The organism is Clostridium sp. UBA3061, from assembly GCF_002367465.1.
Lineage (GTDB): Bacteria > Bacillota > Clostridia > Clostridiales > Clostridiaceae > Clostridium_J > Clostridium_J sulfidigenes.
Genome location: NZ_DFCF01000002.1, coordinates 326219 through 346460, shown reverse-complemented (window position 1 = coordinate 346460; position 20242 = coordinate 326219). Strand labels below are relative to the sequence as shown.

Sequence of the window (20242 nt, the reverse complement as noted above, 5' to 3'; positions counted from 1 at the left end):
TTAATATATTATTTTAAGCTATTTCTATCAATATTTTATCTCCCTCATCTGTATCTACTTGTACAATTGGTCCTACAACACCTTTATCAATAGCTTCTAATATCATATCAATTTTGATATCATATTTGTCCATACTTTCAATTACATTACTACCAGCAGAAGCCATTATTTTTATAACCTCTAGTGGTATTGTAACTTTAACATTTTCTCCATCGTGAGATTTAATCCTTATATAAAGCATTCTAGTCCCGTTAGTTGATTTTGGTATTTTAAAGAATTCATCATCATCTTCGCCTTTTACTTTATCTCCATCGTTCTTTTCTAAGGTTTCTAGAAGTTTACTTGCTTGCTCCCCTGTAAGCTTTCCTTCCTCTACCATTTTTAAAATTCTTAACTTATCTTCCATGATTACTCCCCCTAATTTATATTTTATTTAAAAGTTCGATAGCTTCATCTGAAGTTATCTCACCATTTTCTAACTTTGTAATTACATGTTTTCTATCAATTTCATGCTGTTTTTTACTAGATAGCCCTAATACTTCATTTATTTCATCTAACTTACCCCTTACTGTTGGATAAGAAATTCCTAATGCCTTCTCTACATCTTTTATATTTCCTCTATATTGTAAAAAGGTTTCTACAAACCTTAATTGATCATGATTTAACTTCTCAAACTTTGAAAAAGTAAAATTATTTTCAATTACAGTATTACATTCATCACACTGTAGCCTTTTTATATTCAATTTTCCTGAACAAACAGGACATCTTGTTAATGCCTTATACATTCTTGCCACCTCCTAAATAAAATTATACGGCATATTCTTTTAATTGTAAATATATACATTGAAAATAATTAATATTATTATTCAAAAAATTAATTTTCAATAAGCATTATATTAATATAATTAATTTTAATATTAATATAATTAATTTTACTCGTTTATTGATAATATATAAAAATCTTATTATAAAATATTCATTACAAACCTTAGAATAAATATACAAAGATCTAATAACATAAATCTTTTTAAATTGGTAATCATAATTATTGATAAATTTAATATATTTATTAATGTATAATCAATAAATATTGTATACAAACTATAAATGATTTAAATATTCAGTAAATTGATTGAATAATCTTCAAAATAATGGTACAATAATAATTAAAATATATGAGAGTTAAAATTGAGAGGGAGTGAATTTTTATGATGGTAAAACTTACTGTAAGAAGCATTATGAATTTAGGACTATGGGGTAGACTTTGTGAATATAAAGGGTGGGATAAACTTATAGTTAGAGAAGGTTTAATCTCTCTTGATAGTGAAGTTGAATTTGATGATGAATTTTTAAAGAAAGATGTTGTACCAATAGAGAAATTAAATGTATTCTTATTTAATGTGGATACTGAAGATGCTAGATACTGTGGAACATTATTAGCAAGAGACTTAGAAGATGCAAAAATTAGAGTTGGTATGATCCACAATGTAACTAAGATTACAACTATTCAAGAAATCACTAAGGAACAGTTATATAATATGAAAAATAAACATATGGTTCTTGCAAGAATACCACTTTAGTCTATAAATGATACTAAAATAAGAAAAATCCCCAGTTAAATTGNNCAATTTAACTGGGGATTTTTCAAACTATAATTTAAATTTCTTTAAACTGCACATTATGTGCATAATGAAGTAGTAGATCTCTTTGTACTTCTATTATGGATGTATTAATATTTTCTCCATGAACCCTTAAAGTTACATCACTATGGTCTCCATATCTTTTTAGAAATTTATCCATATCTGAACGTTTAATACTAATTGGCAAAGTATCTCCATTACTTCTAAGTATCATTCCCACAGTTCTTCCTTCATTTCTAAATTTTCTTCCCTTAATTTTTAAATCTCTTAAACTAGCATCTATTATCATAGTAACCCCTCCATATTTACTTAAGTATAATTTTATATATTATATTTAAGTTTATGGAATAATATTACTTTAAATGTTAAATATTAATTTCAACTTCTACTGGACAATGGTCTGAACCTAATATCTCTGTATGTATCTTAGCTGAAATTAAATTTTCTTTTAATCTTTCTGAGGTACAGAAATAATCAATTCTCCATCCTGCATTTTTCTCTCTAGCTTTAAATCTATAAGACCACCAAGAATATGTTCCTTCTAAATCAGGATAGAAATTTCTAAAGGTATCTATAAATCCAGAATCTAATAATTCAGTGAATTTATTTCTTTCTTCATCAGTAAATCCTGCATTTCTTCTATTATTTTTAGGATTTTTAAGATCTATCTCCTTATGAGCTACATTTAAATCTCCACAGACTATCACTGGTTTATTTTCATCTAAATTTTTAAGATGTTTTCTAAATTCATCTTCCCAAACCATTCTATAATCAAGTCTTTCTAACTCCGACTTAGAGTTTGGAGTATATACTGTTACAAGATAAAACTTTTCAAACTCTAAAGTAATTACTCTACCTTCTTTATCATGTTCTTCTATTCCAATACCATAGGATACATTCATAGGTTCTATCTTTGTAAATATAGCAGTTCCTGAATATCCTTTTTTTTCAGCATAATTCCAGTATTGATGATATCCTTCTAAAGCAAGTTCTATCTGCCCACCTTGAACTTTACTTTCTTGAATACAAAACATATCTGCATCTACTTCTTTAAAGAAATCTAAAAATCCTTTTTGAACGCAAGCTCTAATGCCATTAACATTCCACGAAATCAACTTCATATATACTACCTCATTTCCAAAATAAATTTTAAGTTATAATAACTTATAACTTAAAACTTATTTTATTATTAGCTATAGCTTATCACTATAAGTTTAATGTGATTCTATTACCTTACTAATTATTGTAACATATAGTATATATTTATTTACACTACTATGGAGTAAATTGTCTACTAATTGATGCAACTATACTATTTTTCATATCCACTTTACATAGTAAAGCTCTTTCTGCAGAGATGTCCTTCTTATACTTATCTATATGCTTTTTAAAAGTATCATAATTAACTGTTTGAAAATCAATCTTATTATTATCTGGGTTTACTTCATAGGCTAATAAGTTCATAGCTACATCCTTAGATACTTCATAAACCTTTGTTTCAACTACAGAATTTCTAATATAATAGTCATCATAAACTATATAAGTTCCATCCTCTTCTTTTATAGCTTTATTATCCTTTTTAGCTTCTACTAAGGCATCTTCTCCAGTATAAAATTCTACTTCATCGAAGGATATATAAATAACATTATTATCTGTGTAAATATCTTTTACATATCCAATTCTACTATCATACATATTCTCTTTTATATTTAAGGTAGCATGAACATTTCTTCCATATTCCTTTGTCACCCCATTGTATGAATATTGTCCAGGTTGATTTAATATATCTATCTTTGATTTTTCCCAAAGAACATAATCCTTTATCTTATTGTTATCTACAATTACTTCTACCTCTTCTGGTAAAACAAATGAAAGGTCATCTTCATATATATCATAAGATAACTCAACTCCTTCCATTTTTACCCTTATACTAGTAAGAATCTTTTCCATATTTTCTGTATCAACCTTATTATCAATAGCTAATTTTATAATATAGTAAGCATCATCGTACCTCTTTTTTTTTATATACTCATCCTTTATATCTGTATATATCTGCTTATCATTCTTTCCTTTTGTTATTGCAGCTTCATAGGACTTTCTAGCCTCTGCATATTTTTTTTCTTCTAGAAACTTATTGCCCTCCTTTATATACTTTTCTATTTCATTTTCCTCAACTTGAATATCTTTGGCTACATTTTCAGATAAAACAATCTCTTTATCTTTATTTTTGCATCCTCCCATTATAACTGTACCAGTGACCATAACAAAAGCTACAGAACACAATAGAAATTTATTTATTTTCATTTTCAAGCACCCCTTACTTAATAACTTTAATATAAGTATATGATGAAAATTTTAACAACTATAGTAAAGTTATTTCCAAGTTATTAACAAGGTTATTTTATACTTAATGGCATATCTACTCTTACAGTAACCTTTTCTCCATTTATAATATCTATAGAACCTCCATGATCTTTTATAATTTCACTGCATAGGTATAATCCGAGTCCTCTACTTTCAGATTCTGAATACTTATTAGATTTTATAAAAGCTTCAAAAATATGATCATATATTTCCTTAGGAATAACTCCTGACATACTCTCTACTTCTATAATATATTTCTTCCCTTCTATTTTCCCATTTATATAAAGATACTCTTGTGATTTAGAATATTTTATACCATTATCAATTAAATTTATAATAAGTTCCCTAATCCTGTTACACTGTGCTGATACTATACCACTTTCTAAATTTCTTATAATTTTCATAGAGTATTTTTTAGCTTTTATACTCATGTCATCACTTATCTCATCTATAAGTTTATCTATTCTAATATCCTTAAATTCTTCTGTAGTATAAGATAATCCCTTGGATATTTCTATTAACTCTATAATTAAGTGATGTAATCTTTCACTCTCTAGATATATTCTTTCTATAGCTCTTTTCTTAAAAGCCTCATCCTTTACCATCCCATCATTTATCATCTCTGCATATCCAGAAATAGCAGTTAACGGTGTCTTCATTTCATGAGTCACATTATCAAAAAAAGCTTTTCTACTTTTCTCTAATTTCTCTACCTTTTGTTTTTCTTCTTTTATTGTATTTATTTGTTCTTTTATTTTTTCTTTCATACTATTAAATTCTCTTGACAATATAGCTATTTCATCATTTCCATGAGCATCTATATAAAAACTATAGTCTCCTCGTCCAACTTTTTTTACGCCTTCTGTCAATGTTATTATAGGCTTAGTAACTTTAGTTATTATGAAAAAGCATAAGCTAAATATAAAGAATAATATAATACCTTCTACAACAGTTATAAATAAAAGCATCCTATTATTTTCACCATAAACCTCACTATAATCTTTTATAATACTAAGAACCCCTAGATTATCTTCATTCACAAAAATAGGATAGGACAGAATTCCATAGAGTTTTTTATCTTCATATTTAAGATTAACAATAGCAGTTCCAGATCCAGCATTTTTATTTCCACTATTTAATATTTCCCTAAAAGATTCATCTACGTTCTCACTTAATATCTTGCCATCTGTATCACTTATTTCTACAGTGCACTGGAAATTAGATGATATATATCTATTTAAGTAATTGCTTTCTTTAACTAAGCTATCTTTTTCATACTCTAACTCTGTAGCTAGCAGTCTATATTTTATAGCTTCTCTAGTACTATACATAATTTCATTTAGTGAATTACCTATGGATGTCTCCATTCTAATAATTAATATATTCCTTATGGATAAATTCAATATTACTCCAAAAGTTATAATTATAGATAGTATAGAAAATATAAATTTTACTCTTATTTTCATATTATTACCTCATCACATATCCTACCCCAAATACTGTATCTATAAGATATCTCTCATTTTCATTATCTAATTTACTTCGAATTCTTCTTACATGAACATCTACAGTTCTAATATCTCCATCATAATCATATCCCCAAACTTTATTAAGAAGTTCTTCTCTTGAAAATACTCTATTCCTATTCTTCACTAAGAATTCAAACAAATCATATTCCTGTGGTTTCAATCTGACTTCTTCTTCATCCTTTAATACAATTCTACTATCTATATTTATTTTTATATGATTTGAAACTTCTAAAAATTCACTTTGGCTCTTCACTTTGTACTTTTCTACACATCTAAGAGCAGTTTTAACCCTTGCAAGGACTTCCTTTATATGAAATGGCTTAGTTATATAATCATCAGCTCCTAGCTCTAATCCTAAAATTTTATCTACTATATCATTTCTTGCAGTTAATATTACAATTGGAATTAAATACTTACTATTAATTTCTTTACATAACTCGAAGCCACTTTCATCTGGTAAATTTAAATCTAACAAAGCTAAATCAGGTTTATAATTTTTTACTAATTCTCTGCCTTCTTTAGCCGTAAATCCACATCTTACATTATATCCTTCACTTTTTAATGCAGTATATAATATATCACTTATAGATATTTCATCTTCTACTATTAAAATCTTTATACCCATATCTCTCTCCCAAATTAAAAATTATCCACTAATTATAATATACAGCTTCATATTATATATGGCAAATATATGAAGTAACTGTCTCAAATAAAAAATCCCCATCTATATTAGATAGGGATTAAAACTATATTCTTTCTACACTTTCTCTTATAACTAATTCAGATGTATACCTATACTCTGATTGTTCTCTTGGTTGTCGTAAAATTATAGATATTAACTCTTCAGTGGCTTTTCTAGCCATTTCTTTTATAGGTTGTTTAAACGTTGTAAGTGCTGGCGTTATAATTTCAGAAAAAACCAAATCATCAATACCTATAACAGATAAATCATATGGTATAGATATCTTAACCTTATTAGCAACTTTATAAACTCCATAAGCAATAACATCAGAACAAGCTACTATAGCTGTAACCTTACTTTTACAATTTAAAAGTTTTTCCGCTCCCTTAATACCAGTTTCTACATCATGCATAGAAGAGTGTGTCCATTCATCATCTATTTCTAAGCTATGATCTTTCATAGCTTGTCTATACCCTTCCATGCCATCTCCACAATTTGCTAACCAAGGTGTTCCATTAATACACCCTATATTTTTATGTCCTAATTCAATAAGATATTTAGTTGCTTCATAACCATCCCTATAACTATCTAGATATACATTGCAAACGTCTTCACTACTACTAATGCTACGATGAATAGCCACCATAGGATACTTAATTCTTAATAAATCTTCAAATTGCCAACTCTCCTTTATTAAACTAGGCGCAATTATAATGCCATCTACACAGTGCTCTCTCATTAGGTTAATATACTTATGTTCATTTTCTGCATCATTATATGTACTGCAAACTAATATGCTGTATCCATGCTCCTCTGCCGTTTCCTCAATACCCTTAATTATTCGTGAAAAATAAAAACTAGAAATATCCGGCAAAATAACCCCAATAAGCTTAGTTTCTCCATTAACCAAACTCCTAGCCATGGCATTCGGTTTATAGTCAAGCTCCTTAATTAAATTTAGTATTCTCTGTTTTGTCTCCTCTGTAGTTTTTGCTGTCTTTCCATTAATAACATTAGAAACCGTAGTTGCCGACACTTGGGCAATCTTCGCAATGTCCTTTATTGTAACCCCCATACAGATTCCTCCTACTTTATGTCATTTATTAAGCTATAAATATATTATATATGATACTCTATTAAACTACAATAGACCATATGCTCCCCCACATTTATCAAGTAAGCACATGGTCTATGTTAATTATTTTATCAACTTCTACTATTTCTTATATTCAATATGTCTAGCCTTAAAATTACAGGAACAAGATCTATTTATCGTAGTACTTGTCATATATCTTCTAACCTTAAGATAGAAAAATATAGTAGCACAAATAAGTATAATAAAACCGTATAAATAATTATATCTATATCCCAAGTTATTCAAAATAGTTCCACCAAGAAAATTCCCTATAGCTAATGAGAATCCATTAGCTAGCATCTTTAATGATGCAAATATATCTCGATGCTCTATGGCTATATTACTCATCATCAAACTATCTAAAGAGTAAATTATAAGACCAACAGATATACCTCTAATAACTAAGAAAAGTATAAACAATTCACTGCTAGAAACCACTGCTAACATAAAACAACTGATAATTGCAATTATAAATACAGTCAGGTTAAATTTCTTTACCCCCATCCGTTCTATAATCCCTGGCATTAAAATAAGCCCAAACATACTTAAAATAGTTAATGAAAAAGTTATATAAGATATTATATTATTTCCTAAACCAAAATAATTCTTTAATATTAAATTATTATAAGGTGCTACACCACTAAATCCTATGGCGTTAATAAATAAAAGCATAGAAAAAAGTCTAATTTGCTTATCAGACTTTAAGCATTCTATTGTTTTCCTCATACTTTTCTTTACTTCTTCATTCTCTGCTACATTAGTTATATCCTTAGGTAGCAATAAGCATCTAATAGTTGAAGTCACTATTAGAATTATAGCTGCTAGTAGAAATAACTTTTTATACCCTATTCTCGCAAAATATTCTATTCCTGTTATATTTCCAGCTATTAGTGCTCCTACAGCTCCGGCTATTAAATTTACGGAATACTTATAGCTATAGGCACAACATTCCTTTTTACCTATAGTATATGAATACAACAATTGTAACTCTGTAACATTTATAAGACACGTACCTATATTTATAAGAATTTGACCAAACATAAGAATTATCATTGCTCTAAACCCCATATGAAACCCAACTCCTATGGCACAAATTAATAATCCTATACATAAAATTCTCTTTCTTCCAAGTATTTTAATAAATGGTCCTACAAAAAAGCCTGTCAAAGTAAATAGAGAGCCTAGAGAAAATATTGTTCCTATAGCTTCAGCTGATAAACCTATAAAATCATAATATAAAATTTGCAAAAAGAAAAACATTCCCATGCCCAGAGCACATAGAGCTTCACTCGCTACCATTATATGTATATTTCTAGGAAATGTCTTTATTATTTGTAACGTCTTTAATTTACCCATTTTATGTCCACCTTAAATAATCATTCTCTATTTAGGGTAAACAAAATTTCAATACTTATACAAAAAGAGAGCATTATTGCTCTCTTAAAATTAATTATATTCAACTTCTTTTAAGCATAATCCTTTAGCCTGAGCCATTGGTCCAGCTTGTGCTCTCTCTTTTGCCTCTAAAATTTTAGCAACATCACTTGGCTTTAACTGATTTTTCCCAACTTCTAAAAGAGTTCCAACTATTATTCTAACCATATTTAAAAGGAATCCATCTCCATTGACTTCTATTTTAATAATCTCATCATCCTTTGTTATATCAATATAATTTATAGTTCTAACAGTGGATTTATTATCTGATTTTAAGCTTGTGAAACTCTTAAAATCATGGGTACCAACCAAAATATCTGCAGCTGCCATCATAGCATTTAAATTTATTTCTTCTTCAATGTGGTATGTAAATTTTCTATTAAATACATTTCTATATTTTCCATTGTTTATAGTATACTCATAGGTTTTTGCCTTTGCATTATATCTAGAGTGAAATCTTTCGTGAACATCAGTTACTGATTTTACAACTATATCCTCTGGTAAAAATTCATAAAGATAGTTCAAAATATCTTCATTGGTAAGTGTAGATTTAGTATGAAAATTAGCTATATAGTTTTTAGCATGTACTCCTGTGTCTGTTCTACCACAACCTATAACTTGAATATCTTCATTAGTCATCTTACTTAATACATTTTCAATTTTATCTTGTATAGTAGCAACATTATCCTTTTGCTTTTGCCATCCTTTATATCTAGTTCCATCATATTCTATTACCATTTTTAAATTTCTCATAAAATCTCCTTTATTATCTCTACTAGTTAAATTCTCTATAGAATAAACAGAGTTCTAACTCTTAGCTCATTCCAATTAAGTATATACTCTTTACTAAAATAAAGCTATAAAATTATGTAGTTATATTATTTAACTGTCTTGCAATTTTTAATTATCCCTTGGTAGAGGTATTCTAAATACTCTACATCCACATTTTCAGCCTTTAAACTATCAATTCTTTCTCTAGCCTTTTCTATAGCCTCTTTTGCTTCTGCATAATCCCTTTGTTTTATAGCATTACTGGTATATTGAAGCAAATAATCTACTTTTAATACAATTTTGGCTAAGTCTTCTCTATCATCATTTACTAAATCCAATAAAAGAGAATATATCTTAGGGTATGAGCTATTTCTATGAGTATTTAAAAAGTCATTATTTTTACTATTTTTCTTTGCCATAATATAATTTCTCCCTTCTTAATCCTAAAATTTTTATCTATTTTCAAACACAACTTTTCCTTTACATAGAGTCTTTACAATATTATACTTATTATCTAATATTACTATATCACAGTCCTTGCCTTTATCTAAACTACCCTTCCTATGAAGTATATTTAAATTTCTAGCTGGATTTGTACTTGCCATAGTGACAGCGTCTTCTAAGGTACATCCAGTGAATTTTATTATATTCTTTACAGCATCTATCATAGTTAAACAACTTCCAGCTAAGGTTGTATCTTTAAGTCTAGCTTCATTTCCAACTTTAATAACCTTTTGTCCACCAAGTTTGTACTCACCATCTTTTAACCCTTTAGCTTCCATAGAATCTGTTATTAATATTATTTTTTCCCTTCCCTTTATTTTATAAACAGCTTTTATAGTGTCTTTGTGAAGATGTATTCCATCACATATTATTTCTACACCTAATTCATCAAAAGTAAAACCAGCAGTAACTACTCCAGGTTCTCTATGATGATGAGAGCTTTGTCCATTGTGAAAATGTGTAACACTGGAAAGACCCTTTTCTACTGCTATTTCTATTTGAGAAAAAGTTCCATCACTATGCCCTACTGATGGAATAATGTTATTATTTGTAAGACATTTTATAAATTCGAACTTATTGTCTAATTCAGGAGCATAAGTAACCTTTTTAATGTTATTGTGAGAATGTTTTATAAGCTCCTTCATTATCTCACTATCTGGGGTTAAAATATAATTCTCAACCTGAGCTCCCTTATACTTTTTATTTATAAAGGGACCTTCCAAATGAAGTCCAATTATTTCTGCTCCATCTACTTCATTATTATCATTATGGTTTTTAACCTTTAAAGTATTATCAATAGCTTCTCTTATTTTTTTCAAACTTGCAGTCATGGTGGTTGGAAGAAAAGCTGTAACTCCTTCTCCTGGCAATTTATTAGTTAGATTTCTTAAACCTTCATAATCAGTGTCCATGACATCTATTCCGTATCCACCATGGGTATGCTCATCTATAAAGCCAGGTACTGCATAACATCCTTTTTCTATAACTAAAGACTCTCCATGGTCTGCAATTTTTCCATCTTTAATATATATTGTTGTATCTGTTAATACCTTTATCATTCCCACTGCCCCTTAAATCTTTATTTTTCATTAACAAAGCAATTATTAATATTCATATTAAATATATTTCCAATCTTACTATTTAAATGAAAAAACCTTGAAACCCGCATGAATAGAACAAATAGTTAAATAGTTTCCTATATAGCTATTTAGCTATTTGGCTATTTACCTATCTAAATAGTGAACTATGGAAATAGTACGATATTCTACATTTCATTATAAGATAATCTTACTAAAGGTTAAACATATTTTTATTACTATAGTAGAAAAACTTTTTGTATTTTTTATTAACTATAAACACATGCTATTCGTATATTAATTACTAAAGTCACTAATGATATTCTAAAAAGGAGGATTAAAATGAGTAAAAAATTTATATGTAATTTAAGTTTAGTCCTTGTAATTATAAGTTCTTTTATGTTTGTTGGATGTACTTCTAACACAGGGTCTACCTCAAACTCAACTACAGACAAGGATGAAAATAAAAGTGTATTTAATACTGTGAAAGAAATTGATGATGAAATAATTAAGGGAGCTTCTCAAAATGATCAGAGAAATCCTTCATCCTCAAAAGATGATTTAGCAGTTAAGCCGTCAGAGGTAGATGAAAATATATCCAATGATAGCTCTAATAACCCATCTAATGAAGATCCTGCTCCAATAGCTTCAAAAATAGATACTACTAATCTTAGCAATGAAAAAATAGCATGGTGGTTTAAACCAAATAAACAACATGTGACACCAGAAGTAAATTTAAATTTAAAGTTTGATTTAAATAAATATGATGCTCATTACGTAGGAGATACTAGTAAAAAGGTACTTTATTTAACCTTTGATGAAGGTTATGAAAATGGATATACCCCTAAAATTTTAGATATACTAAAAGCAAATGATGTTAAGGCTATATTCTTTGTAACTTCACCTTATGTAAAAGATAATCCAGATATTATAAAAAGAATGGTAGAAGAAGGTCATATTGTTGGTAATCACACAAATCATCATCCTTCTATGCCAGATGTTACTAGATCAGAGGAGAAATTTAATAATGAATTTTCAGATGTAGAATCAAAGTTTAAAGAAATTACTGGTGAAAATATGCCACTTTATTTCAGACCACCAATGGGTGAATACTCCGAGAAATCTTTAGCTATGACAAAAAATCTAGGTTATAAAACATTATTTTGGAGTTTTGCATATCATGATTGGGATATAAACAAACAACCTGATCCAGTTAGAGCAAAAGATACTATAATGAACGGCTTACACAATGGCGCAATTCTTCTTGTTCATGCAGTTTCTAAGACCAACACAGAAATCCTTGATTCTATACTAAAAGAAGCCAAAGCACAAGGCTATGAATTTCAACTATTCCAGTAGATTATAAAATATATTACTTTAAAGATGCTCTTAAAATATTTTCAAAATGCATTCTTCCTAAAATATAATAAGCAAGAAAAGGAGTATTAATACATTTGTAAGCAGTATTAATGCTCTTTTCTTATAATTATCTTCAATCTTTTCTTTACAATGTCATTACTTAAATATATAATTATTGTATCGTTACAATAATTATATTTAGAATAATGAAAGGAGTATTAATAATGAGCTCTATTTCAATAGAATTAGATAAATCATCTACAATACCTATGTACCTTCAAGTAGCTAATAAAATTGAAGCATTAATAAAATCTAACACTTTAAAAATTGGTGATAAGCTTCCCCCTATTCGTAAATTAGCTAATGAATTAGAAGTTAATAATGTAACTATAGTTAATGCATATAAACAACTTGAGATAAACGGATACGTTAACGCTATAAAGGGAAGTGGATATTATGTAGCAGAGCAAGATAATATCTATATGAGTTATGATATTTCATCCTCCCCATCCAATAGTAGAGGTATAAATTCTGAAAATCTAGATTCACATAATACCTATGTAGCTTCTCCTAACTACCAGGAAGACTTTAAGCTTATGTCTAATGGTCAAATTGCTATGTCTTCAACTACTATTAACTTTGCTAGTGCTACTCCTGATCCAGGTATCTTCCCTTTTGAAGCCTTTAAATCTGCTTTAAATGAAGTCCTAGATAGAGATAAAGGTTACGCATTTGGATACCAAGAAAGCAATGGTTATGAACCTCTTAGGTCTTCTTTATGTGATTATTTTCTTCAAGAGTATGGAATAAATGCTACTTCAGATAGCATTCAAATAGTTTCTGGTGCTCAACAGGGTATCGATATAATTGGTAAAGCTCTACTAAGTCCTGGTGATTATGTTATTACAGAAAATCCTACTTATACAGGAGCTGTTGCTGTATTTAAATCTAGAGGAGCTAATATCATCGGTGTACCCATGGAAGCTGATGGCATAAACTTAAAGTTATTAGAAGCAAATATTAAAATATATAAACCTAAATTAATATATGTAATGACTCAATTTCAAAATCCTACTACAGCCTCTTATTCTGAAGAAAAACTTAATCAGCTATTAGCTTTAGCTGATAAATACGATTTATATTTGGTGGAGGATGATTCTTTATCTGGACTTTCCTATGATAGTTCTTTTAAGAGCAAAACCCTTAAATCTATGGATAGTAAAAATAGGGTTATCTATATCAAAAGCTTCTCAAAGCTTTTAATGCCTGGACTTAGAATAGGATTTATAATTTCTCCTAAAGCTATAAAAGATGAACTTTTAGCAGCAAAACATACTACTGACATTTCTTCTTCTGGATTAATTCAAAGAGCACTGCAACTTTATTTTAAAAATGGTTACTGGGAAAAACATCTAAAATATATGATAGAGATGTATAAAATAAAATATGATGCCATGAAATCAGAACTAAAAAAGCTTAAAATATATGGCATAGATTTTATAGATCCTAAAGGTGGTCTTAACTTTTGGGTAAAACTTCCTAAGGGCGTTTCTGCTAGTGAGCTATATGTTCAATGTTCAAAAAAAGATGTATTAATTGTTCCTTGCAATGTATTCTATGTAAATAAAGATAAAAATATAGATAACACTTTAAGACTTAGTTATGCTGCCACTAATTTAGAAGAAATTCAAGTTGGCATGAGTATAATCGCTGACTGCCTATCAATGCTTATAAATAAAGGTAAAAGAACCTCTTATATAAGTCCTCTTATATAAGAAAAATAGGTTCTGTATGCAAATAGTAAACTATTTATACAGAACCTTTAATTTTATCCCAAAAGCTTTCCTTCTATATTTATATACTCATGTGCAGCCTTTAATCCTTCTTCTCTCGTATTAAACACCGCTTCTTCACCTAAGGATTTTACAAACTCCATTTTAGTAAGTGCTTTTTTAGGTTGTAGTTGTAGATTGGATATTATCAGTTTTATATTGTGCTTATTACAATGATTGTGTAACCTTTCTAGCGCTGAAATTGCACTGGCATCTAATGCTTGAGTATGCCTCATGTCTAATAATAATACTTCTGCTGCAGTCTCAATTTTACTTATCATCTTAATAAAATCTTGAACTACTCCAAAGAAGAAAGGTCCGTTTACTTCATATATTAAAATTTTATTATTATCAATCTGTATTACTTCTCCATCTTTATTTCTTTTGCTTTTTATTCCTTGAACTTTTTTAATATCTGTAGTTTCAGCTAATCTTCTTATCCATAAGAACATAGCTAGAATCATTCCTATCTCTATAGCTACTACTAAATCAAATACTATAGTAAATATAAAAGTTAAAAGTAAAATTATAATATCACTTTTTGGTGCTTTAAGAAGGGATTTAAAGGTTGACCACTCACCCATATTATAAGAAACTACAATTAATACTGCTGCCAAAGTTGTCATAGGTATCATTTTAGCTAAAGGCATAAATAATAGCATTATTAATAATAAGGTTATAGCATGTACCATTCCTGAAATTGGACTTCTACCACCATTTTTAACATTAGCTGCTGTTCTTGCAATGGCTCCTGTAGCTGGAATTCCTCCAAATAAAGCTGAACCTATATTTCCAATACCTTGAGCAATGAGCTCCATATTTGAATCATGACTATCATCTATCATTCCATCAGCTACAACTGCTGATAGTAATGATTCTATAGCTGCTAATATTGCAATAGTCATAGCTGGCTTAAATAAAACTTTTATTGTTTCTATTTCAAACATGGGAATTGAAGGCACTGGTATACTAGATGATATTTGTGCATATCTACTACCTATTGTTTCTACTGGTAAATTAAATAACTGAACTGCTAGAGTAGATACAATAAGTGCTATAACGGAACCCGGAATAGTTTTATTTACCTTTGGCCAAAACACCATTATCAGTATACATCCAATTCCAACTAAAAGTGCAGTAATATTTAAAGTGCCCATATTAGAAAAGTAGCTTTGCCACTTAGGTATAAACTCTGCTGGTACATTTTTAATATTAAGTCCTAAAAAATCTTTAACTTGTGTAGATAATAAAGTTATGGCTATCCCACTAGTAAAACCTACAGTTATAGTATGTGGAACATACTTTATAAGATCTCCTAATTTTAATACTCCCATTATAACAAGCATAATTCCAGCCATAAGGGTTGCTATTATAAGACCATTAATACCATACATTTGTACTATAGTATAAACTATAACTACAAAAGCTCCGGTGGGACCTCCTATTTGCACTCTACTTCCACCTAAAAAAGAAATTATAAATCCAGCAACTATAGCAGTGATGAGGCCTTTTTCCGGAGATACTCCAGAAGATATACCTAGTGCAATTGAAAGTGGTAATGCTATTATAGCTACTATAATTCCAGCCATAACATCCTTCATTACTTGCTCTTTAGTAATCTTTTTCTCTTTAATAAGAGTAAAAATCTTTGGTGACATCTTTTCTCCATCCTTTACTTTAGCTTTAGTCACTCAACAATATTCTATTTTAATACTTATTTCTACCACTAAGTACTAAAGTAGAGTATCGTGGCAACGAACATAGCCTCAGGGGAAGATTATCGTCCTCTGAAGCCTAATGCTTATGCTATTATTTATGGGTGCAAAATAAGCTTTACACCCATAGATATTTTATACCTTGCTATTTGAATTGTCAAATTTATATTCTATATGGAATAATTTACATTTTATAAATTGATAAGGTTCGATCTAAAATACCTGTTAAATATGCAAGTATAACTCCATAGTTAGTTATAGAAACCTTCTTATCTTTGCACTGATTTATTCTGTTAATAACAGTTTTTCTATTTATCATACATGCTCCACAATGAATTATCAAATCATATTTTTCAATGTCCTCTGGGAAATCATGACCAACTCTATATTCATAATTAAGATCAAATCCTACATGCTTATTTAAAAGCTTTGGAATCTTAACTTTTCCTATATCTTCATGAGACACATTATGAGAGCAGCTTTCTGATATAAGTATTCGTGAATTTTCATTAAGGTCTTTGATTTTATTAGCCCCCTCTACAAATACAGATAGGTCTCCTTTATGTCTTGCAAAGAGCATAGAGAAACTAGTTAATTTAATATTAGATGGAACTATTTTATCTACCTTCTTAAAAGCTTGGGAATCTGTTATTACTAAGTCTATATCCTTAATATCTACCAGAGCAGATTCCAATTCTGTATCTCTTACTACATAACTTTTCATTCCATAATCTAAACAATCTCTTATGCATTGAACCTGAGGTAATATTAACCTTCCTTTCGGTGCTTCTGAATCTATAGGTACTACAAGAACAACCTTACTATTATAAGGTAATAAATCACCTATTATGGGAAGTTCATCTTGATTCTCTTGTACCATAGCTATAATTTTTCCCTTTAAAATTTCAATTCCTTCACCAGTTATGGAAGATACAAATACACCTTCAGAAAACTCATTTTTCAAATCTATTATTTTATTATTATTTAAAACATCTATCTTATTAATGACAAGGATATGTGGCACATTATACTTTTTAAAATTTAACTTTACTTCTTCGTAAGCTTTTATGTCTATATCATCAGAATCCATAACATATAGAGCTAAATCTGTCCTCTTAACTATTTCAAGAGTTTTCTCACTCCTTACAGCTCCAAGCTTGGTATCATCCCAAAGTCCTGCTGTATCAATAAATAGAACTGGACCAATTGGAATTAACTCCATTGCCTTTGAAACTGGGTCTGTAGTAGTTCCTCTTACATCTGAAACTATAGAAATTTCTTGTTTAAGAATTTTATTTAATAATGATGATTTTCCTACATTAGTTTTACCATATATAGCTATATGCGTTCTATTAGAATTAGGTGTAGTATTCATTCTCTCTCTCCTTCTAATCTATTGCTTACGTATCCAGTCTAAATTATCTCCTCTAGTAATATCTAACTGGAATCCTGCACTTTTTATTCTATTTTCAATACAATATCTACATTCTGCTGCTTCATCTCCAGTGCATATCTTTCCATCATAAAGAGAATATTTCTCTCTCACACTTCTTGGTGATAGGTTAGGCATAACAACATTTGCTCCAGCTTTAATTCCCATCTCCCTTCCCAAAGGATTAATACTACCTAGTGCTGTAGTAGCAGGTAATAAAATATTTGGGACTAAAAGTCTTACTAAAGCTAGCATAGTAATAGTTTTTTCTAAAGTTCCTGATTTACAATCCTTTAATACTGTGTCCTTATGGGGTATAAAAGGACCCAATCCACACATATGAGGAGATAGTTCTTTTATAAATCTTAAGTCATTAACTAAATCCTTATTTTCTTGTCCAGGTAACCCCACCATAAATCCTGCCCCTATTTGATATCCTATTTCCTTTAGGTTGTATAGGCATTGTCTTCTATTCTCAAAGGTAGCACCTGGATGAAATCTATCATAAAGTTCTTTTGTAGCAGTTTCGTGTCTTAATAAGTATCTATCTGCACCTGCATCATAAAGTTTCTTATAGGATTCATAACTTCTCTCTCCTAAAGAAATTGTTATAGCATTTTCAGGATATCTTTGTTTTATAGCTTTAATAACCTGTACTAATCTTTCATCTGTATAATATGGATCTTCTCCACCTTGTAATACAAAAGTTTTATATCCTAGTTCATCTCCTAGGTCTGCACATTCTAATATCTCTTCTAGAGTAAGTCTATATCTATCAGCATTTTTATTTTCTGCTCTAATTCCACAATAAACACAATTCATGCTACAGTAATTAGTGAATTCAATGAGACCTCTTATATATACTTTATCTCCATATACTTTCATCCTAGTTTCATGAGCTTTTTCTATTAAATATTTTTTACTTTCTTCATCCAAATTATCTAATATGTACAATAACTCCTCTGAAGATAAATTATTAGTTAAAGCTAACTTATCTATTAAATCTCTTATCATAATTTTCCCCTTTACAATATAATTTTATAATATACTTAACCTAAAATAAAAGTCTAGCCATCTTAATATAGAAAGAAAGCTAGACCCATAATATATAACAATAACTATGGTTCTGGTTTTATAGTTTTCTTTCAGATTAGATTGTTTTATCTTTTCCGTTAGATTTTTAAACCTTTACATTTATTTTTATGAAAATTTAAATTTAGTATTCCATCTTTAGAATAATACTTTATTATAATAAATTCAAGCCATTTATTGCAGTGACTTGAATAAACCAATTATTTATTGATTATTATATAATCTATTATAATAAGTTTCGTCTATAGAAGGATTCTTTATAATAATTACTCCTTGAAAATAATCAGTAGTTACCCCTGGTTTTTTCCCTATAATTCCTCCAACTTCTTCCCCAGCTACATCTTCTTGTGAATATAAGATATCATCTGGAAATGGAAAATATATAGGAGTAAATTTTCTTTTATATGGACTTCTTGAGTTGTTTAAATCTATTACCATATCCTCTTTATCTAACTTTATTTCTTCGAGGAGCGTATTTAAATCTTCTCTTGCTGCATTTATTTGCATATGTGTATTATCAAAATTAAATTTACCTTTTTGGTATATAACATTAATCCCTAAAACCTTATCCTTAAATTTCTTATCCTTTGCAATTTTTGCTCCTAAAAAATCTACATCTAAAATTTTATGTTGATAGCTATATATCTGGTATACATGGATATAACATCTTTTCATATTCATATCTTTATAGAAACTATTCAAATTATCATATAAATATTGAGAATACTTTTCATTTCCATTTGTATTATTTGAATCATCTTGATGATATGTTTTCATAATTTCTTGCAAATTTCTTATATTATCTAAAACAATTTTTATGTTATTTAAATCATCATTTAAAGCTTCTTTATATTCTTCTTCATTGGCATTAATATCACTATAAAAATTATCAATATGCTTTAAAATTATTTCATTTCTTTTTTCTAATTCCTCATCATTACTTATATTTGTTATAATCTCTTCACTTTTTAAGTTTTCTAAAATATTATTTATATTTTCTATCTGCTTATCTGTTAAATCAGGATTTCTACTAATTATCCTTTTAAAATATAAGTCAACAGATTGAACGGACTCATTTATTCCTATTCCCATTATATTTAATTTTTTATTATCGGGAAGCTGACTATTTTTTATGTATAATTTTTTTAGCATTTCCTGCTTTGAATCTCCAATAAATGCATATCCCATAGAACTATTATTATATGATTCTAGTAAGGCTTCATCTCCAGTCTGCAAGTATTCATTTATAATTGCAGCTTCTGCATACCCTACATCAACTAAAAAATATTTTAACTTCCATGTATCCATTAAGTAAGATATAAATTTATATTGAATTTGCGCATTCTCCTTTATTCCAATTTCTTCATTAGTCAAAACTATCTTTTTATCCTTTACACTATCATCAAAAATTTCTAATGCAGAATAATCCTCATAATTAGTGAAATCTATATTAGAAGAATTTTTGCCTATATAGCTTTTCTCATTAGCTGGCAATGATATGTACATTCCTCCTATTAAAAGGATAAATCCTATCACAAAGGCAAGGGTAATAATAATTTCTTTTTTTATTTTATAATTCAATATGTCTCCCCCTTTTTATCGTAAAATTCATATCCATAATATATCTAAATTATACTTAATATTGAATTATATGTAAACCTAATTATACTTTGC

The 20242-nt window shown here is 28.6% G+C and carries 19 protein-coding genes; 3 read left to right on the top strand and 16 right to left on the bottom strand.

The features are described 5' to 3' along the window. Positions 1-13 precede the first annotated feature (13 nt). Together B2P65_RS01755 and B2P65_RS01750 are read right to left on the bottom strand one after the other, a co-directional pair. The gene (locus tag B2P65_RS01755; protein WP_035130552.1) at positions 14-406 is read right to left on the bottom strand and encodes an SHOCT-like domain-containing protein; all 393 of its coding nucleotides are present in this window, start codon (positions 404-406) and stop codon (positions 14-16) included. A 16-nt stretch (positions 407-422) separates the two neighbouring features. Continuing rightward, positions 423-785 carry a DUF2089 domain-containing protein gene (locus B2P65_RS01750; protein ID WP_035130549.1) on the bottom strand — a complete coding sequence of 121 codons (363 nt, stop codon included), beginning with the start codon at positions 783-785 and terminating at the stop codon, positions 423-425. 423 nt (positions 786-1208) lie between these two features. On the opposite strand from B2P65_RS01750, the gene B2P65_RS01745 reads away from it, so the two are divergent. After that, the gene (locus B2P65_RS01745) at positions 1209-1580 is read left to right on the top strand and encodes a hypothetical protein (protein ID WP_035130245.1); all 372 of its coding nucleotides are present in this window, start codon (positions 1209-1211) and stop codon (positions 1578-1580) included. Between the two features lie 76 nt (positions 1581-1656). Here B2P65_RS01745 and B2P65_RS01740 read toward each other — a convergent pair whose 3' ends face one another. The 10 genes from B2P65_RS01740 to nagA form a co-directional block, all read right to left on the bottom strand. Next, a complete protein-coding gene (locus tag B2P65_RS01740) occupies positions 1657-1929 on the bottom strand; it encodes a hypothetical protein (protein WP_346847394.1) in 273 nt (90 codons plus the stop codon). A 76-nt stretch (positions 1930-2005) separates the two neighbouring features. Next, a complete protein-coding gene (locus tag B2P65_RS01735; RefSeq protein ID WP_346847393.1) occupies positions 2006-2761 on the bottom strand; it encodes an exodeoxyribonuclease III in 756 nt (251 codons plus the stop codon). Between the two features lie 154 nt (positions 2762-2915). After that, complete coding sequence (locus B2P65_RS01730; RefSeq protein WP_346847392.1) at positions 2916-3944, bottom strand: hypothetical protein; 1029 nt, start codon at positions 3942-3944, stop codon at positions 2916-2918. Positions 3945-4036: 92 nt separating this feature from the next. After that, positions 4037-5470 carry a HAMP domain-containing sensor histidine kinase gene (locus B2P65_RS01725; RefSeq protein ID WP_346877285.1) on the bottom strand — a complete coding sequence of 478 codons (1434 nt, stop codon included), beginning with the start codon at positions 5468-5470 and terminating at the stop codon, positions 4037-4039. Positions 5471-5474: 4 nt separating this feature from the next. Then, a complete protein-coding gene (locus B2P65_RS01720; RefSeq protein WP_346847390.1) occupies positions 5475-6158 on the bottom strand; it encodes a response regulator transcription factor in 684 nt (227 codons plus the stop codon). A gap of 124 nt (positions 6159-6282) precedes the next feature. After that, positions 6283-7293, bottom strand: a complete 1011-nt coding sequence (locus tag B2P65_RS01715; protein ID WP_346847389.1) for a substrate-binding domain-containing protein — start codon at positions 7291-7293, stop codon at positions 6283-6285. Between the two features lie 141 nt (positions 7294-7434). Next, a complete protein-coding gene (locus B2P65_RS01710; RefSeq protein WP_346847388.1) occupies positions 7435-8709 on the bottom strand; it encodes an MFS transporter in 1275 nt (424 codons plus the stop codon). A gap of 90 nt (positions 8710-8799) precedes the next feature. Continuing rightward, the gene (gene truA / locus B2P65_RS01705; protein ID WP_346847387.1) at positions 8800-9540 is read right to left on the bottom strand and encodes a tRNA pseudouridine(38-40) synthase TruA; all 741 of its coding nucleotides are present in this window, start codon (positions 9538-9540) and stop codon (positions 8800-8802) included. A gap of 125 nt (positions 9541-9665) precedes the next feature. Next, on the bottom strand, positions 9666-9977 hold the full coding sequence (locus B2P65_RS01700; protein ID WP_346879498.1) for a hypothetical protein: 312 nt from the start codon (positions 9975-9977) through the stop codon (positions 9666-9668). A 33-nt stretch (positions 9978-10010) separates the two neighbouring features. Then, positions 10011-11120, bottom strand: a complete 1110-nt coding sequence (gene nagA, locus B2P65_RS01695) for an N-acetylglucosamine-6-phosphate deacetylase (RefSeq protein WP_346847386.1) — start codon at positions 11118-11120, stop codon at positions 10011-10013. Between the two features lie 360 nt (positions 11121-11480). Between nagA and pdaA the strand changes: the two genes are divergently transcribed. Continuing rightward, on the top strand, positions 11481-12497 hold the full coding sequence (pdaA, locus tag B2P65_RS01690; RefSeq protein ID WP_346847385.1) for a delta-lactam-biosynthetic de-N-acetylase: 1017 nt from the start codon (positions 11481-11483) through the stop codon (positions 12495-12497). Positions 12498-12721: 224 nt separating this feature from the next. Further along, positions 12722-14272 carry a PLP-dependent aminotransferase family protein gene (locus tag B2P65_RS01685; RefSeq protein WP_346879497.1) on the top strand — a complete coding sequence of 517 codons (1551 nt, stop codon included), beginning with the start codon at positions 12722-12724 and terminating at the stop codon, positions 14270-14272. 53 nt (positions 14273-14325) lie between these two features. Here B2P65_RS01685 and B2P65_RS01680 read toward each other — a convergent pair whose 3' ends face one another. The 4 genes from B2P65_RS01680 to B2P65_RS01665 all read right to left on the bottom strand — a co-directional run bounded on the left by B2P65_RS01680 (position 14326) and on the right by B2P65_RS01665 (position 20149). Further along, a complete protein-coding gene (locus B2P65_RS01680) occupies positions 14326-15987 on the bottom strand; it encodes a SulP family inorganic anion transporter (RefSeq protein WP_346847433.1) in 1662 nt (553 codons plus the stop codon). Positions 15988-16228: 241 nt separating this feature from the next. After that, positions 16229-17419 carry a [FeFe] hydrogenase H-cluster maturation GTPase HydF gene (hydF, locus tag B2P65_RS01675; RefSeq protein ID WP_346879496.1) on the bottom strand — a complete coding sequence of 397 codons (1191 nt, stop codon included), beginning with the start codon at positions 17417-17419 and terminating at the stop codon, positions 16229-16231. A gap of 18 nt (positions 17420-17437) precedes the next feature. Beyond that, a complete protein-coding gene (hydE, locus tag B2P65_RS01670) occupies positions 17438-18490 on the bottom strand; it encodes a [FeFe] hydrogenase H-cluster radical SAM maturase HydE (protein ID WP_346847382.1) in 1053 nt (350 codons plus the stop codon). A gap of 282 nt (positions 18491-18772) precedes the next feature. Next, positions 18773-20149, bottom strand: a complete 1377-nt coding sequence (locus tag B2P65_RS01665; RefSeq protein ID WP_346847381.1) for a hypothetical protein — start codon at positions 20147-20149, stop codon at positions 18773-18775. Positions 20150-20242: the final 93 nt, after the last annotated feature.

Excerpts from the sequence above, each read along its gene's own strand:
- nagA (WP_346847386.1), bottom strand. The coding sequence starts at position 11,120 with ATGATAAAGGTATTAACAGATACAACAATATATATTAAAGATGGAAAA.
- hydE (WP_346847382.1), bottom strand. The coding sequence starts at position 18,490 with ATGATAAGAGATTTAATAGATAAGTTAGCTTTAACTAATAATTTATCT.
- B2P65_RS01735 (WP_346847393.1), bottom strand. The coding sequence starts at position 2,761 with ATGAAGTTGATTTCGTGGAATGTTAATGGCATTAGAGCTTGCGTTCAA.
- B2P65_RS01720 (WP_346847390.1), bottom strand. The coding sequence starts at position 6,158 with ATGGGTATAAAGATTTTAATAGTAGAAGATGAAATATCTATAAGTGAT.
- B2P65_RS01750 (WP_035130549.1), bottom strand. The coding sequence starts at position 785 with ATGTATAAGGCATTAACAAGATGTCCTGTTTGTTCAGGAAAATTGAAT.
- B2P65_RS01685 (WP_346879497.1), top strand. The coding sequence starts at position 12,722 with ATGAGCTCTATTTCAATAGAATTAGATAAATCATCTACAATACCTATG.
- B2P65_RS01730 (WP_346847392.1), bottom strand. The coding sequence starts at position 3,944 with ATGAAAATAAATAAATTTCTATTGTGTTCTGTAGCTTTTGTTATGGTC.
- B2P65_RS01680 (WP_346847433.1), bottom strand. The coding sequence starts at position 15,987 with ATGTCACCAAAGATTTTTACTCTTATTAAAGAGAAAAAGATTACTAAA.
- B2P65_RS01745 (WP_035130245.1), top strand. The coding sequence starts at position 1,209 with ATGATGGTAAAACTTACTGTAAGAAGCATTATGAATTTAGGACTATGG.
- B2P65_RS01725 (WP_346877285.1), bottom strand. The coding sequence starts at position 5,470 with ATGAAAATAAGAGTAAAATTTATATTTTCTATACTATCTATAATTATA.
- B2P65_RS01700 (WP_346879498.1), bottom strand. The coding sequence starts at position 9,977 with ATGGCAAAGAAAAATAGTAAAAATAATGACTTTTTAAATACTCATAGA.
- truA (WP_346847387.1), bottom strand. The coding sequence starts at position 9,540 with ATGAGAAATTTAAAAATGGTAATAGAATATGATGGAACTAGATATAAA.
- pdaA (WP_346847385.1), top strand. The coding sequence starts at position 11,481 with ATGAGTAAAAAATTTATATGTAATTTAAGTTTAGTCCTTGTAATTATA.
- B2P65_RS01740 (WP_346847394.1), bottom strand. The coding sequence starts at position 1,929 with ATGATAATAGATGCTAGTTTAAGAGATTTAAAAATTAAGGGAAGAAAA.
- B2P65_RS01710 (WP_346847388.1), bottom strand. The coding sequence starts at position 8,709 with ATGGGTAAATTAAAGACGTTACAAATAATAAAGACATTTCCTAGAAAT.
- B2P65_RS01715 (WP_346847389.1), bottom strand. The coding sequence starts at position 7,293 with ATGGGGGTTACAATAAAGGACATTGCGAAGATTGCCCAAGTGTCGGCA.
- B2P65_RS01755 (WP_035130552.1), bottom strand. The coding sequence starts at position 406 with ATGGAAGATAAGTTAAGAATTTTAAAAATGGTAGAGGAAGGAAAGCTT.
- hydF (WP_346879496.1), bottom strand. The coding sequence starts at position 17,419 with ATGAATACTACACCTAATTCTAATAGAACGCATATAGCTATATATGGT.